A 13992-nucleotide genomic window follows, 5' to 3' on the forward strand; every position below is an offset into this window, starting at 1 on the left:
GGCCGGCAGTACTGGACGACTGCCTGACCACCCTTCCGCACACACCGATCGCCGACGGAGGAGGAACCCGTCATGTTCCGAGCCGCACATGCCCACCCGGAGCGTCCGTCCGAGCCCATCGACCACCACGACCTGGTGCTGCAACCCCGGGACGTCACCTTCGACTGGAGCACCACCCCGCTGCACTGGCTGCCGGGTGAGCCCTTCGCCACCCACACCTTCGATGTGCTCCACCTCATGCTCCCCGAGCTCGAACGCTGGTTCGTGCGCACCTTCGAGCAGGCCCTGCCATTGATCACCGACGACCGGCTGCGCGAGGACGTACGCGGCTTCATCGGCCAGGAAGCGATGCACGCCGAGGCGCACCAGGAGGTCCTGGAGCACCTGCTCGCCAAAGGGCTGGACCCGGCCCCGTACACCCGCCAGTCCGAATGGATTTTCCGAAGGGTGCTCGGAGACCGGCCGGAACTGACGCCGGCCGCCACCCACGCGCACCTCCTCCAACGGCTCGCCCTCATAGCGGCCTTCGAGCACTTCACCGCGTACATGGGTCACTGGATTCTCAGCAACGGGCACCTGGACCGGGCCGGCGCGGACCCCGCGATGCTCGATCTGTTCCGCTGGCACGGCGCGGAGGAGGTCGAACACCGCTCGGTCGCGTTCGACCTGCTGGTGCACCTCGATCCCCGCTACCGGCGCCGAGTGACCGGCATGCTCGTCACCGCTCCGGTGCTGACCCGGCTGTGGATCCGCGGAGTCCGCTTCCTGATGAGCGCCGACCCCGAACTCGACGACCGGGTCGAGGTCCGCTTCCGCGACTACCTGGCCGCCGCCCGCAAGGACCTGTTGCCCCCGCCGGTCTCGTTCGCCCGCTCGGTACTGCGCTACTTCCGCCCCGGCTACCACCCGACCCAGGAGGGCTCGACCCAGCAGGCGGTCGCCTACCTGGCGACGTCCCCCGCTGCCCGAGCGGCCGCCCAATGACCCGGCAACCAGTGAGGCCTCCCATGGACACCAGCACACCCCTCACCCGGCCGCCGGACCTGTACGGCCGACCGCGCAGCGACTCCTTCATGCAGAAGCTGGCTGCTCTCAGCGACCACGCAGTCACGCGCCTCGCGCGGCGCAGCACTCCACCCAGGCACCCGCAGGCCGCCGAGACGCCCGCGATCCGGGAACTGGTGGTCGCCACCAAGCACCAAGAGGCCGAGGATGTCGTCTCCCTGCGGCTCGCAGCACCCGACGGGGGAATACTCCCGCCCTGGCAGCCCGGCGCCCACATCGAACTGCACCTGCCCTCCGGCCGCAAGCGGCAGTACTCCCTGTGCGGCGACCCTGCCGACCGGCACCGGTACCGCATCGCGGTGCGCCGCATCGCCAACGGCCAAGGCGGTTCGGCCGAGGTACACGACGCCCTCTCAGACGGTATGCGGGTCGCCATCACCGGGCCCCGGAACGCCTTCCCCTTCGCCGCCGAAGCATCCATCCTGCTCATCGCGGGCGGCATCGGAATCACCCCGATCCTGCCGATGGCCCGGGAAGCCGCCCGACGCGGCCTGGACTGGAGGCTCGTGCACACCGGCCGCAGCCGCGGCTCGATGCCCTTCGCGGCAGAGCTCGCCGAACTCACGGCCGCAGCCCCCGGCCGGGTCACCATCCGTCCTGACGACGAGTCCGGCGCGCCCGAAGCAGCCGATCTGCTGAGCTTGAGCCCGGCGACGGGTGCGGTGTACTGCTGCGGACCCGCGCCAATGATCGACGGCGTTCGGCGCGCGTTCGGTGACAGCCGCGCGTCAGCCCTGCACTTCGAGCGTTTCGCCCCGGCCCCGATCACGGACGGCCGTCCCTTCGAACTTCAACTGGGCGAGACCGGACGGGTCCTGCCAGTGCCGTACGACCGCTCCGCCCTGGATGTTCTTCACGACGCCCTGCCAGACCTGCCGTTCTCCTGCCGCCAGGGATTTTGCGGCACTTGCCGGGTACAGGTGGCCCATGGCCATGTCGATCACCGTGACCGCCGGCTCACCGCCACCGAACGTGCGGCCGGCGCCATGCTGCCCTGCGTCTCGCGCGCACCGGAAGGAGAGCGGTTGGTGCTGGAGCTGTGAGTGGGGGCCGCGCCCATAGAGCGCGGCCGTCGCCGCGAGGAACCTCAGCGGCAACGTTGATACCCGCCCCTTGGCGCGCCCCACCGCCTGGACTACCGTCCACGACCGCCCGCACACCGGGCACTCCGCATGCTCTCCCCGCTGCATCGCAGCCACCCGCTGCCGGGCCCGCTCAAGCCTCCGCCACCATCGTCTGCGGCAGCGGATCACCACACTCCCGCGCGGTGTCCTCCCACCATGCCAGTCGTCACTTGTCCGAGTCACTTCGGCGGGCAATTTCAGCAGCGTATGAAGTCTTAGCCGTTCTCTTGGCCCAGCTGGTAGCGGTTGAGGTACTGAGGCCGAGAAGGCGGTTGACGACTGCGGCTGGGACTTCGGCGGTCAGGTCGCGGATAGCCGCCGTGCGGCTGGGCAAGGACCGGATACCCAGCCGCTTGAGTCGGGCAGCGAGAGTGATATGGCTGAGGTGCTGGCCCGGACGGATTCCGGGGAACAGCCAATGAGCGTCAATCTGCCCGATCTGGCCGTCGCGGCGGCGATCAGCCGCGATCTGCTGAATAAGGTTGCCCAGTTCGGGAGATAGTTCAAGAGGCTCCTTGCCGAGGCGCAAGAGGACGCTCTTCTCGCGCACGACGACGTGATCGGCAGTGAGACGGATGATCACGCTGAAAGGCTGCGCGTAGAGAAGACTCAGCAGGCCGGCAACACGGTCGCGTGCGTCGAGCTGGTCGTCGCCGAGGAGCCGGTGGGCGATCTCTCTTCGTTCGTCCTCGTCGAGAGCTTGGGTCGGAGAGTTCTTGAGACGCGCCGGGATGCTGATGTTTGTCGCTCGCTTGGTGCGGACGGCCCAGAGAACCAGGTCACGAGCATATTGCCGTGTAGTGGGGCCGCCTTCCAGCCAGCGGTCGAGATCACGCTGGCCGACAGCCTCAAGATTCAGGCCCTCGGCTCGCAGCCAGGCCAGGAAGCCGACCGCTGCCTTGACGCTGCGGCGGGCGGACACCGCCTGGCCAGCGGTGATGGGCTTGCGACGGGAGTACTTACGCAGACGAGTCAGGTGGGTCCAGGTGGCAAATGCCTGGATGGTGTGGCGGTCGGAGAGATCTGCAATGGCAGCGACAGCGGCGGCGATCCATCGCTCTGCCGCGACCAGTTGTTCGTCGCGTCGCGGCAGGGCGCCGGCAGCGACGAGGATGGCCCGAAGGTGTTCGACGGCCTTGTCTGTTCGGGCATCGAGTGATTCATGGTCGAGGGAGCATTCTGCGGTGGCTATCTCGCGGAGTACCGAGACTGCTGTGTTCCGCTTTTGTAGCCAGTCCAGGACGCGGACGTGATTGCTGGCCATCAGGGTCGAGTGAAGTTGCATGAGTGGGGCTGCGACGGCTCCGTCAGGGCCTGCCAGCAACGCGGTGAGTTCCTCATTGCAGGCGCATCGATGGCAGAGGCCGTGGTGCCGGAGTCGTTCGACCGTGCCGCAGCGGGTGCAGGCCTTGAAGGAGACGGGGTTCTTCTTGAAGCAGGTCTCGCAAAGGGGGCCGTTGGCGGTTCGGGCCTTGACGGGCATGGTGCGGCCGCAGTCCAGGCAGGGTTCTCGCAAACGCGTGCAGTTTTCGCAGCGTGGCATGCCGCCGGCGACGCCGAAGCACGGGCGGGCGTGCCCGCAGAGCAGGCAGATTGCGACGGGTGGCCGGTAGCAGGTGTCACAGAGGGGGCCGGTCGGGCTGTTTCGTCTGATAATCGGCCGGAGTCGGCCGCATCCGGAGCATTCTTCATGGTTGATCGGGTCGGTCCGGTCACAGTGGTTGCAGATGGATTGTCCGTCGGGGCTGCGGCGGGCGACGGGAGAGCGGCGCTTACAACGAGAGCAGTTGACGGCCTTGCGGGTGTTGTAGCAGGTCGGGCAGACCCTGACATCTCCCAGGGTGTTGCGGAGCGTCACGCTGGTGCGGCCGCAGTGGGGGCAGGGCGGGCGGACGATGGCTTGCGCTCCGGCGTCCCGGAGGGCATCGATCAGCGCGATGACCTTGGGGGTTCCGTGGCCGGCGTTCCCGGTCAGCATTCCGGGCCGGTCCTCCAGGTCCCAGGCCAGCCGCCGGACGTAGTGGGGACGGCCGCGGGTAATGGTGGTGATGATCTGGCGGACGGTCTCTGCCGGGACCGTGGGGTCGACAGTGGCAATGTGATCGCAGATCCGCTGAGCCCAGTCGATATTGTCCTTCGGCTGGCAGCTGCTGCAGAGTCCTTCGCCATTGCGGCCCGTGTAACGGATGACCCGGGGCAATCCGCAGTCGGCGCAGGGCTGTTGCTGGGCTCGTGCGGTGGCGTCGCAGTAGGCGCAGACGCGGAGTTTCCCTCGTCGCTGCGGGAGGGGTTCGGGCTTGCCGCAGCCGGCGCAGAGGGGAACGGCGACTTGGCGGGCGCCGTGTGCCAGGAGCTTGTGGATCAGCCGTTCGACGGAACGAGAGCCTTCGGGGCGCCTGGACGTCAGCAGTGCGGGATCGGCCGTCAATGTTTTTGCCAGGCTCCGGCGTGCGGTCCGGCTGGGGGCGGCTTGCTTCACCGCATCCCGGATTTGCTCCACAGTCAGATCAGGCTCGACCCGCGCGACCATGTCCACGATGGTGCCGCAGGGATCAGAGAGGATCCGGTCGGGCTGGGTCACGGCTCTGACCGGGGGACGATCCGGGCCCGCTTGGGGCGGAACGACCCGACGCTGGTGTCGGCGTCGCCGACTGCACGCTTCGGCTTGGCAGCCGAGGAGGCCGAGGCTACTGGCTCGATGAGGTCGTCCATCGAGCAGTCCAGGATGTCCAGCAAGGCCATGAGAACTTTCAGGCTCAGTCGCTCGGGTCGCTCAGTCACCAGCCGGTAGACCTGGCTGGAGGACAAGTCGATGCCGCGTTCGGCCAGCAGAGGTTGCAGGGAGATCGTGGAAAACATGCCGCGGGTCGCCATGACCTCGCGCAGTTTCCACCGGTAGTCGAGCTTTGCCGTCATCGTCTGCTCCTGCCGCCGGGGCCAAAGTCCTGCAGATCGCGCTGGAGCGCTGAGTCGATTGCCTTCCGCATCATGGTGTTCGCGAAGTCGCCGGACACGCCGGTGTAGAGAGCGGTCGTGGACGCATACTCGTGGCCGACCTGCTGCTGGATGAAGACCGGGTCGGCCCCGTCCTCGATGCTGTGCGTGACGTACGAGTGCCGCAAGCAGTGCGGCACCAGGTCCTCGTCGAGCTTGAGGGCCTTGCGATAGACGGAGAATCGCTCGTCGATCTCCTTCGCGGACAGGCGGGTGCCCCGTTCACTCAGCCACAAGGCTTTGCTCCGGTCGTGCCCCTTGAACCGCGGCCGGATGTTGGTGGTGTAGTCCTCAACCGCCTCGACAGCCCACGGCATCGTGCTGCAGACGCTCCGCCGTTTCGGTGGCTGGCCCCGGGACGACTTGCCATAGCGAACCTCAAGCATGCCGAACCGTCCGAACTCCTTGGCCTTGGGATTGCGATACCAGTCGAAGGTGTCCAGCCGGGCAGTCTCCGTCCGCCGCAGGCCCCAGCCATAGATCACCTTGAACAGGGTCGCGTCGCGGTAGGCGGTCAGGGCTCCCTTGCGGCCGCGTCGGATCGCCAAGTCGACGCGTTCGTCGATGTGGTCGAACAACTGCTGCAGTTCCCCCCGCGTCATCGGCCGGCGGTCGGGATCACCCTCGTAGTCCAGCAGGTGATCGAGGGTGTTCCACTCGTGGCAGACCTGGATGGGATGGGTGCCGAACCGCCTCTCGCACTCCACGGCCCAGTCGTAGCGAGGATCGAGGAGGTAGTCGCAGAACATCCTGACGGCCCCCTGCGTCGCCCTGATCGTCGACGGCTGCAAGTGCTTCTCTGCGACCAGATGCGTCGTCCATTCATCCATGTCCGCGGCACCCCACGTCCATGGGAAGGCGTCGGCGAACTTCACGAACCTGCGGATGGTAGCGATCCGGTCGCTCACCGTCTTCTCCTGCAGGTGCCGGCCGCCTCGCTGCTGGCGGCCCCACCCCGTGAGCATCGCCTCAAGCACCGCATCCGCCGGGTGCAGGAGACGTACGCCCTCGACCAACTCAAGTCGCGCGGACCCGATGGGTGCTTCTACGTCCCTGGCCACAAACCCCTCCCGCAGAACGCAAGTATCTTGCAGTAAACGGGAGGGTGACGCTAGTCCTGCAGGTCAGCGGGCTCCATCCTGCGAGCTCGAAGCGAAGGCGAGCGTCAGCAGATGCACTGGCAGACGACGTAGCGGACATCTGGATCACTCACCTGATGCAACTTCCGGCGCTTGGCGGAGGAACTCTTCGCCACCGCCCCCGCCCGCGTGATCGACAAGCAGGACCAGAACTTCGAGCAGCACTGGGACGCCCTCGTCTCGGGCTCCACTGCCCAGCTGCCCCTCCTCTGAACCGCCCCTCACCGCCACCTCCGGAAGGACTTCCCGTGGGCGCACCCATGCCCTCAGGCCCCGCACCTCCCCCGCGTCTCCGCCATGCTGTACCTGGCCACGCCGTCCGGAGCTGACGTACGGGCCGCCATGCAGGCCGGACTCCTGGCCTGCATGACGACCCCGGCCCAGGGCAACGTGATCCCGCCCGGCGCCCTGTACGCGTGCGACAACGGCAAGTTCGGCAAGGGATGGCCCGGCGAGCAGGCCTGGTTCGCGTGGCTGACGGCGACCGTCAACCGCTACAGCCGAGGCCGCTGTCTGTGGGCCGTCGCCCCCGACGTCCCCATGGACGCCGCGGCCACCCTCGCCGAGTCGCTGCCCTGGCTGGAGCCCATCCGCGCCCTCGGTATCCCGGCCGCATTCGCCGCCCAGGACGGCAGCGAGCACGGCCTCATCCCCTGGGACTCGATCGACGTGCTGTTCCTCGCCGGCAGCACCGAGTGGAAGACCTCACCGGCCGCCCACCGGCTGGCCGTTGAAGCCCGGAAGCGCGGCCTGGCCGTCCACATGGGCCGCGTCAACTCCCGTCGGCGGCTGCGCATCGCGCAGGCCTTCGGCTGCACCAGCTGCGACGGCACCTACCTCGCCTTTGGGCCCGACACCAACCTCCCCGCCTCCTGGCCTGGATGAACGAACTCCACGCCACGCCCACCCTGTTTGGAGACGAAGCATGACGACCCGACTGCGCCATATCGGCGCCGCGATCATGGGCATCCTCGACCCCATTCCCTCCACCGTGCCCTCCCCGATGAGGGAGGAGGAAGGCGCCTGGGTACGCGCGCACGCCTGGACCAAGGGCCTGCGCAAGATCGAGGACGCCTACCCCTGCGGCTTCCACCGCTGGTGCTCCTGCGAGCGCGGCATCTGCCCCGGTTGTGCCTCCGGGCACCACGACCGGTGCGTCAGCGCCGGCGGCCCCCGCGTCGACGAGCACGCCGACACCATCACCGACGCCCAAGGGTTCGTCGTCGCCGTGATCCGGTTCAGACCTGGCCAACGGCCCTGCCGGTGGATCTGCCCCTGCCCTCACCCGACGGCCGTCGAAGAGACCGCCGAGACGGGCAAACCCGAGAAACCCCCTGCCGCCCAGCACGCCGTCCCTGCGCAGCGGCCTGCGGTCGCCCCGGAGGGACAGCTCCCCCTCTTCGCGAGCGGCCCGCAGGAGCACGGGGACGGGGAGGCACCGTGAGGTTCCCGGTCCAGGAGACCCTGCCGTTCGAGGACCTGCCGGAGGTACCGACCGCGTCCCCCTGGTGCCAGCGGTGGCGCGAGGGGAGGCATTCCTGGGCGCATGTCCGCGACGGAGGCTTCGACGCCCGCCGATACACCGTGGACGTCATCCCCGACGAGGAGCCCGCCAAGGGGTTCGTGCTCGCACACCATTACTCCGGCTCGTACCCGGCGGTGACGGTGCAATTCGGCCTGTACGACGTCGTCGACGGCGAGAGGCGGCTCTGCGGGGTGGCCGTGTTCGGAGTGCCGGTCAGCACCGCCGTCCTCACCAAGCCACTGCCCGAGCTCCGGCCGTACACCGAGTCGTTGGTGTGCTCGAGATTCGTCCTGCTGGATGAGTGCCCGGCGAATTCGGAGTCGTGGTTCCTCGCGAACTGCCTAAAACGCCTGCTCGCCAGGGGTGTACACGGAGTCGTCTCGTTCGCGGACCCTGTCCCGCGCCGGACCGCTTCGGGACTTCTGGTCATGCCTGGGCACGTCGGCACGATCTACGCAGCCACGAACGCGGTCTACGCCAGCCGGGCCACCGCCCGGACGGTGAGCCAGCAGCGGCTGGACGAGCTGTGCGCGGAGGTTGAGCAGATTGCTGAGCTGCTGGTCGCCCGCCCAGAGGCGGCGGGCGAGGCGATCGAGGCGTTCAACGCGATGACCGGTCACGACTACGTGGCTCTCGACTTCGCTGAGTACTACGGCAGCAGGAGCCTGGAGGAGTTCGCGAAGGAGGCGGCCCGGCCGGCTCGCCCCGTGGTTGCGGACATCAACCGGGACGAGCTCGTTGAGATCGTTCGCAGACTCCTGACTGCCTCTGCGGAGAGCGGCTACTATCTGCGGCTCCTGGAGGCGAACGTGTCGCATCCCCGGGTGAGTGACCTGGTCTTCCATCCCTCGGACATCCTTCAGGACCCGTCTGCGGAGCAGATTGTCGACGAGGCTCTGAAGTACCGGCCGATCGCGCTCTGAGCGAATCGAACGACACCGTCACCCTCCGCGATCGCTCCCCAAGATCTGTGCCAGAACCCCATCGGGGTCGGTCAACCGCAAGGTAATCCGGTCACTCAGCGTGGCTGCACCACAGAACCTGAGGCAGAACCACAACCCGTGAATAAAGCCAGGCGTAGTGAACTCCATGATCTTAGAAGCCGTCCCTGTCACATTGCGGGGCACCGCTGCACTGACAGATCATCACGAACTGGGCGTCACGCAAACATCGCCGGAGCCCTGGGTGCAACTCCCTCCCCCAGCGAAGATCAGAGTCGCCTAGAGTGTTGCTGCCTCATGAACACGTCACACGACGGCAGTTCACACAGCATCAGGAAGGTGCCCATGAAAATTCGCCGAATACTTACCTGGTTGGCCGCTACGGCAGCAACCACTGCCCTGATTCTCTTCGGGGCTTCGCCAGCAAGCGCCACCGTGTACTGGCAGACCTACAGCACGAACTCGAACTGGCACTGCGGACCCACCACCAAGACCCCTCTCTCGAACTATGTCGTGTTCCAGACGTGCATCGTCGTCACGCCCGACAAGACCAAGGGGCAAGCTGTACTGATTGTCACGAACAGCAGTACCAAGGACGTCATCCTCCGACAAGGTGAAGTCCACTCTGACGAGCTGTATGGCGTGAACGGGTATTCCACGTGCACCTACGACTACACCCTCAGCAGCGGGCAGTCCCGCGCCTGCTTCGGCCCGACGGTGGCGTTCAGTACATGCGGAGATGGCTACGCATGGGGGGTCCTGCACGCCAACAGTTTTGACTACGCCATGGGAACGGAAACAGTCAGATTCGTTACCACGTGCTGACGCCCCCCTGCTGAGGCTTCTTCTTCCGCCTGCGTAGTCCATCTCGCGCGTTGCAGTCCGGCGAGTCGTTCGGCGAGGAACGGGGCGCTCGGTGTCGTTCCCAGTCACCTCCAGCGCCGCTCCCGGGTGCGGGGGTGGTGAGGGGCAGGAGGGCGAGGGCGGCGGCGATAAGGCCGCGCTGCACGGTTTTGATCATGCACTGGTGATAACGGCCATGGTGGGGGCACTGTCCGGGCTTTGAGCTGTGCGCCGCCCGTGTGGGGGGATTGGTCGTACCGGAGAAACGACACGCCTCACACAGCCGGGGACCTGGCGGTGCCGCAGCGAACTGCGCCCCTGCACCTACGGTGTCTCAGCGGGCCTCACTCGGACGTACGGACACAAAATGCGATACCTCGAAGGCGCGCGCACCGTGGAGGGCAGGCGGCCCGGCCCGCATGCCGCCGCCCCGGCCCGAACGACGTGTCCGCAGCCCCCGGCCACGTACACCGGGCATCGCACCGGTCGCTGCGCGGACGGTGAGGACCCGGAACCGTGACGGCACCGGGTCCTCACCCACTTCGCCCGACTCATGCGGGACTGCGCCTCATCAGCCTGCCGAGAGCAACGCCCGGGCATGGCGAGATTGGAGCGGGCAGGATCAGGGGAGAGCGCCCCACCGGTTGGGCGTACTGCAGGGGGAGGGTACGTGCCGAAGCCAGCGAAGAAGCGCGGGGTGCGGATCCCGTGGGTCACCGACGCATGCGGGGATCGCTACGACCGATCCGAGATCAGTGGCCGGCCTGATCGCGATGGACGCCGCCCGCCAGGCAGGCGTCGCCGACCGCGTCTGGACCGCCCACGCGAGTCTGGGACCGATGGAGTGGCCCGCCGTCACCGTGGACGGAGTGCGCTGGCCGAGTGCCAGCGAACTCGCTGCACAGCACAGCCAGGCCCTCGGCGTGCCGCCCGAGCGGCATGTCGAGATCCGCCGCAGCCGTGAAGTCGACGGTGAACGGGTGCCGTTCGACCTACTGGCCTTCATCGCGGAACGAGGCGACTGGCCCTGGCTCGGCCGGGCCCGCACCTGCACGGGCCCGTGGAAGACGAAGATGGTGTACCAGGCGTTCACCCCGCAGGTCCGCGCGCTCAGGAAGGAGACGGACGGCCCGCTGATGTTCGCCAACGTGCTCGGGATGCGGGCCGAGGAGAGCCCGGACCGACGCAACCGGGAGATGTGGCGCCGTACTACCGACAACTCGGCCCGGATCGTCGACGAGTGGCTGCCCGCGCACCAGGTGAGCACCGAGGAGGTCTGGGAGCGCACGATCAGCGCGGGGCTGCCCTACCACTGGTGCTACGACTCGTACCCCGGTGCCAAGGACCGGGGTGGTTCCAGTCGCTGTTCGTGCTCGGCCTGCACCCTGGCCAATCACCGCGATCTGCTGCTGACCGCCGGGCGCCGGCCGCGGATGGCCGAGTTGTGCGCGCTGGTCGAACGTGTCCGCCAGGTGCCGTTCAACCCGAACATCACCATGGCCGAGCTCATCGCGCTGTCCCGCCGGCGCGATGCCCCGGACCCCGGCGTCTTGGTCGAGGAGACCGAGGACTTCGAGCGGATGGAACGCGACGTCCACGCCGCCCTGCGCAAGCCGCCCACATGGGACTCCAAGGCCCGTACCGGGCCGGGCGAGATCCTGCACAGCGCCGCCGGGTGCGATGGCTGCCACTGACCACCACACCGGCGCTCACCCCCATCCGGGAGGGATACTCAATGACGATGACGACGACCCAGCGCATCCTCGACCTCGCTGCGGCGGCACCGGCCAGCCACGGCGAGGACCTGGTGCTGCTCCTGGCCGAGGCAAACGAGCTGTACCAGCAGGGCCTGCAGGAGCTGCACCGGGAAATGGCATCGCGTCTCGGCGGGCTGGCCACCGAAGACCTGATGTTCGCCGCTGAGACTGCCGGTATGCCCTGCGATGCCTCGCAGGACCGCGACGAGGTGATCCTGCTGCTGGCCCTGGTCGAGTGGGAGATGACGCCGGCCGCCATCGCGTACGCGGAGATGGCCGAGGACGCCGCGCGCCGCGGTGTCTGCCTGGTCCCCGAGGAAGGCCGTGAGCCGTGAGCGCGACCGTCAGAGAAGAACCTTGAGCCGCGGGCTGGACCTCCAACCGCAACTTCTGCCATTATTTGCGTTGTGAGTCGGGCTGGCCGGCTCACTGCTGACAGGACGGACGGTTCTGCCATGACCTCGCGCCGTGAGCCTCGCCTGGCCGACGCTGCCGAGATCGCGGCTGAACAGGGCCTGACACCCTCACGGATCAGCCAGTTCTACACCGAGCGCGCGGAGAACGCGGCCGGCAGGACATTCCCCGATCCTGTCGACAAGCGCGGCCGCGCCCGCCTGTGGAACCACGCGGAGGTCACCGAGTGGTTCGCCGACCGGGCGCCGTCACGGCTCGCTGAACACGCACCGCCCTCCCTCCCTCCGGGGACGTTACTGAACGCGGCGGAGGCCTCGAGGTATCTCGGCTACAAGAACTCCAGCCAGGTCACGACCTTCGTGCGCGATCACCCCGGTTACTTCCCCGAGCCGGATGTCGTCGAAGAGAAGGGCACGGCGGCGAACCCCTACCGCCGGCAGTTGTGGAAGGTAGAGACTCTGCAGGCGTGGATGGCCACCCGGCCCGGCCGCGGAAGACGAGCCGGAGCCAAGGAGGCGCCGCCGCTGCCCGACGTGCCGGTCGACGGCGATCCCGAGGAGCTTCTGGGGGCGAGCCAGGCGGCCGCCCTGCTGGGGTACAAGACCGTCGGCTCCTTCTCGAGCAGCCTGTCCCAGGGCAACCTTCCGCTACTGAAGACCACGGACGGGGTCGCAGAGAATGCCGGGCGCCAGAACGGGCGCCGGCGGTGGACGCGCCGGCGCATCCTCGAGCAGGCAGCCCAACGGTCCAAGAAGTAGTACCCCTGGCGGTGCGCGGAGCTCCGCTCACCGCCCCATGAACGCGACAGCCGGCTTTGGGTGTTGGTCCCTTGCGGGCCGGGTGTCGCACGATGGCCGGCATGGCGCGGCTCGCCACCGCGCCCCGCAGCAGCCTGGCTGCTGCGGACCGGCCATCGCCGAACTTCTCGTGGGGCCGCCCTCTTTTCAGTTCGCCAGTGGCCCCTGGCTCAGCAGATGACGGCCCTCGCTGCCGGAGCGAGCTGCCCTTGCGGATGGGCGCGGCCCGTGGTCGGGGCCATGGATGCCGAGCAGAGTGCAGACCGCCAGGCTGTTTCGCCTTTGTGACCATGGTCGGGGCTTCTTGGTCGGGGACCTGGTCGGGGCCGACGGGTTTCCTCGAACAGCAACCGCAGGTTTCCGTCGGAGACCACCACGGCCGTGGAAGGAAACATCTCATGAACAGCGCCGCACAGAGTATTCCGGCGACGGCAATGGCCCCCACTCCCGCTGAGCCCTTGACCCACCAGGTGCTGGCCGGGCTCGCCCAGCACCGCATCGCCACCACCAGCCAGATGCGTCGGATGTTGCGACCGGACGGCACGCGGCAGCTGATGTCCCGCGTGCTGAACAGGCTACGTTCCGACGGCTTCGTTGACTGCACGGTGCTGCCGGACGCGAACCGAACCCGTACCAACGCCTGGTACCTCACGCAGGAGGGCGCACGGCTGACCCGGGACCTGCCCGTCCTACGAGGACGGCCGCCCTACCCCATCTCCTCGATGACGGCAGCATCGCTGAAGACCCCGCACACGCTCGCCGTCGTTCGCGCTCACCTTGCTTTCGCCGCAGACGCCCGCCGGCTCGGGCACGAGCACGGCCCCTGGGACTGGACCCCTGAGGTGTCCCACTCCATCGGTGAGGGTGAGCGGATCGTAGCCGACGCGGTGATGTACTACACGGTCGTCGAGAGCGAACACCGGCGAAAGCTGCGCGCGTTCGTGGAAGTCGATCGCAGCACCATGAGCAGTGAGCGGCTGGCCGTGAAGCTGATCGAGTACGCCCGCCTGTTCCAGTACGAGGCCCAGCCCGTCGGCCGGCGGAGGCAGGCGTCCGTAGGTCCTGCGTGGCTGCGCTGGTATCCGGTTTTTCCCCGTGTGCTCTTCGTGCTCACAGGTGCCTCCCGGGTCAGGCTGGAGAATCGGATGAGCGATCTGCAGGCGATGGTGGCTCAGCACCCACTCGTGGCGGGTCTCGCTCGGGAGGTCCGGCTGGGAGCCGCCGTGCTTGAAGACCTGGAGCAGCACGGTCCCGCCCAAGACGTGTGGATGCCTCTGGTCGGAGGTAATTCGCGCCCGTGGACGGACCTGTGAGGTGAACGGCCGGTGGTCGCTCAGCGGGGAGGCCGCCAGCGGGTGAACACGCGAATCCCTCGCCGGGGGCGTACACGGTA

General features: G+C 67.9%; 13 protein-coding genes. 10 read left to right on the forward strand and 3 right to left on the reverse strand.

Features of this window, described 5'->3' with window-relative positions:
* Positions 1-72: 72 nt before the first annotated feature.
* Both SAVERM_RS01195 and SAVERM_RS01200 read left to right on the forward strand, forming a co-directional pair.
* The gene (locus tag SAVERM_RS01195) at positions 73-984 is read left to right on the forward strand and encodes a metal-dependent hydrolase (protein ID WP_010981591.1); all 912 of its coding nucleotides are present in this window, start codon (positions 73-75) and stop codon (positions 982-984) included.
* 23 nt (positions 985-1007) lie between these two features.
* Positions 1008-2108: a PDR/VanB family oxidoreductase gene (locus tag SAVERM_RS01200; protein WP_010981592.1), complete on the forward strand. Its 1101-nt coding sequence runs from the start codon at positions 1008-1010 to the stop codon at positions 2106-2108.
* 247 nt (positions 2109-2355) lie between these two features.
* Here SAVERM_RS01200 and SAVERM_RS42100 read toward each other — a convergent pair whose 3' ends face one another.
* The 3 genes from SAVERM_RS42100 to SAVERM_RS01220 are packed head-to-tail and all read right to left on the reverse strand — an operon-like array spanning position 2356 to position 6244.
* On the reverse strand, positions 2356-4770 hold the full coding sequence (locus tag SAVERM_RS42100) for a site-specific integrase (protein WP_010981593.1): 2415 nt from the start codon (positions 4768-4770) through the stop codon (positions 2356-2358).
* On the reverse strand, positions 4767-5105 hold the full coding sequence (locus SAVERM_RS01215) for a helix-turn-helix domain-containing protein (protein WP_010981594.1): 339 nt from the start codon (positions 5103-5105) through the stop codon (positions 4767-4769). Before SAVERM_RS01215 ends, SAVERM_RS42100 begins: the two co-directional genes overlap by 4 nt.
* Positions 5102-6244 (reverse strand): tyrosine-type recombinase/integrase, encoded by a 1143-nt coding sequence (locus tag SAVERM_RS01220; RefSeq protein WP_010981595.1) that lies wholly within the window; start codon positions 6242-6244, stop codon positions 5102-5104. Before SAVERM_RS01220 ends, SAVERM_RS01215 begins: the two co-directional genes overlap by 4 nt.
* A gap of 375 nt (positions 6245-6619) precedes the next feature.
* Here SAVERM_RS01220 and SAVERM_RS01225 point away from each other — a divergent pair, with 375 nt between their 5' ends.
* The 8 genes from SAVERM_RS01225 to SAVERM_RS01265 all read left to right on the forward strand — a co-directional run bounded on the left by SAVERM_RS01225 (position 6620) and on the right by SAVERM_RS01265 (position 13912).
* Positions 6620-7207: a hypothetical protein gene (locus SAVERM_RS01225; RefSeq protein WP_010981596.1), complete on the forward strand. Its 588-nt coding sequence runs from the start codon at positions 6620-6622 to the stop codon at positions 7205-7207.
* A 40-nt stretch (positions 7208-7247) separates the two neighbouring features.
* On the forward strand, positions 7248-7766 hold the full coding sequence (locus tag SAVERM_RS01230; protein ID WP_010981597.1) for a DUF6248 family natural product biosynthesis protein: 519 nt from the start codon (positions 7248-7250) through the stop codon (positions 7764-7766).
* A gap of 140 nt (positions 7767-7906) precedes the next feature.
* The gene (locus tag SAVERM_RS44120) at positions 7907-8770 is read left to right on the forward strand and encodes a Mom family adenine methylcarbamoylation protein (RefSeq protein ID WP_242432099.1); all 864 of its coding nucleotides are present in this window, start codon (positions 7907-7909) and stop codon (positions 8768-8770) included.
* 363 nt (positions 8771-9133) lie between these two features.
* The gene (locus tag SAVERM_RS01245) at positions 9134-9613 is read left to right on the forward strand and encodes a hypothetical protein (protein WP_010981599.1); all 480 of its coding nucleotides are present in this window, start codon (positions 9134-9136) and stop codon (positions 9611-9613) included.
* 773 nt (positions 9614-10386) lie between these two features.
* A complete protein-coding gene (locus SAVERM_RS01250) occupies positions 10387-11325 on the forward strand; it encodes an adenine nucleotide alpha hydrolase family protein (protein ID WP_048894183.1) in 939 nt (312 codons plus the stop codon).
* A gap of 41 nt (positions 11326-11366) precedes the next feature.
* Positions 11367-11723, forward strand: a complete 357-nt coding sequence (locus SAVERM_RS01255; RefSeq protein ID WP_010981602.1) for a hypothetical protein — start codon at positions 11367-11369, stop codon at positions 11721-11723.
* A gap of 120 nt (positions 11724-11843) precedes the next feature.
* A complete protein-coding gene (locus SAVERM_RS01260; protein ID WP_010981603.1) occupies positions 11844-12560 on the forward strand; it encodes a hypothetical protein in 717 nt (238 codons plus the stop codon).
* A 437-nt stretch (positions 12561-12997) separates the two neighbouring features.
* Complete coding sequence (locus SAVERM_RS01265) at positions 12998-13912, forward strand: replication-relaxation family protein (RefSeq protein ID WP_010981604.1); 915 nt, start codon at positions 12998-13000, stop codon at positions 13910-13912.
* The last annotated feature ends 80 nt before the right edge of the window (positions 13913-13992 follow it).

The organism is Streptomyces avermitilis MA-4680 = NBRC 14893, assembly GCF_000009765.2.
Lineage (GTDB): Bacteria > Actinomycetota > Actinomycetes > Streptomycetales > Streptomycetaceae > Streptomyces > Streptomyces avermitilis.

Excerpts from the sequence above, each read along its gene's own strand:
- SAVERM_RS01215 (WP_010981594.1), bottom strand. The coding sequence starts at position 5,105 with ATGACGGCAAAGCTCGACTACCGGTGGAAACTGCGCGAGGTCATGGCG.
- SAVERM_RS01195 (WP_010981591.1), top strand. The coding sequence starts at position 73 with ATGTTCCGAGCCGCACATGCCCACCCGGAGCGTCCGTCCGAGCCCATC.
- SAVERM_RS01225 (WP_010981596.1), top strand. The coding sequence starts at position 6,620 with ATGCTGTACCTGGCCACGCCGTCCGGAGCTGACGTACGGGCCGCCATG.
- SAVERM_RS01200 (WP_010981592.1), top strand. The coding sequence starts at position 1,008 with ATGGACACCAGCACACCCCTCACCCGGCCGCCGGACCTGTACGGCCGA.
- SAVERM_RS01265 (WP_010981604.1), top strand. The coding sequence starts at position 12,998 with ATGAACAGCGCCGCACAGAGTATTCCGGCGACGGCAATGGCCCCCACT.
- SAVERM_RS01245 (WP_010981599.1), top strand. The coding sequence starts at position 9,134 with ATGAAAATTCGCCGAATACTTACCTGGTTGGCCGCTACGGCAGCAACC.
- SAVERM_RS01230 (WP_010981597.1), top strand. The coding sequence starts at position 7,248 with ATGACGACCCGACTGCGCCATATCGGCGCCGCGATCATGGGCATCCTC.
- SAVERM_RS01260 (WP_010981603.1), top strand. The coding sequence starts at position 11,844 with ATGACCTCGCGCCGTGAGCCTCGCCTGGCCGACGCTGCCGAGATCGCG.
- SAVERM_RS01255 (WP_010981602.1), top strand. The coding sequence starts at position 11,367 with ATGACGATGACGACGACCCAGCGCATCCTCGACCTCGCTGCGGCGGCA.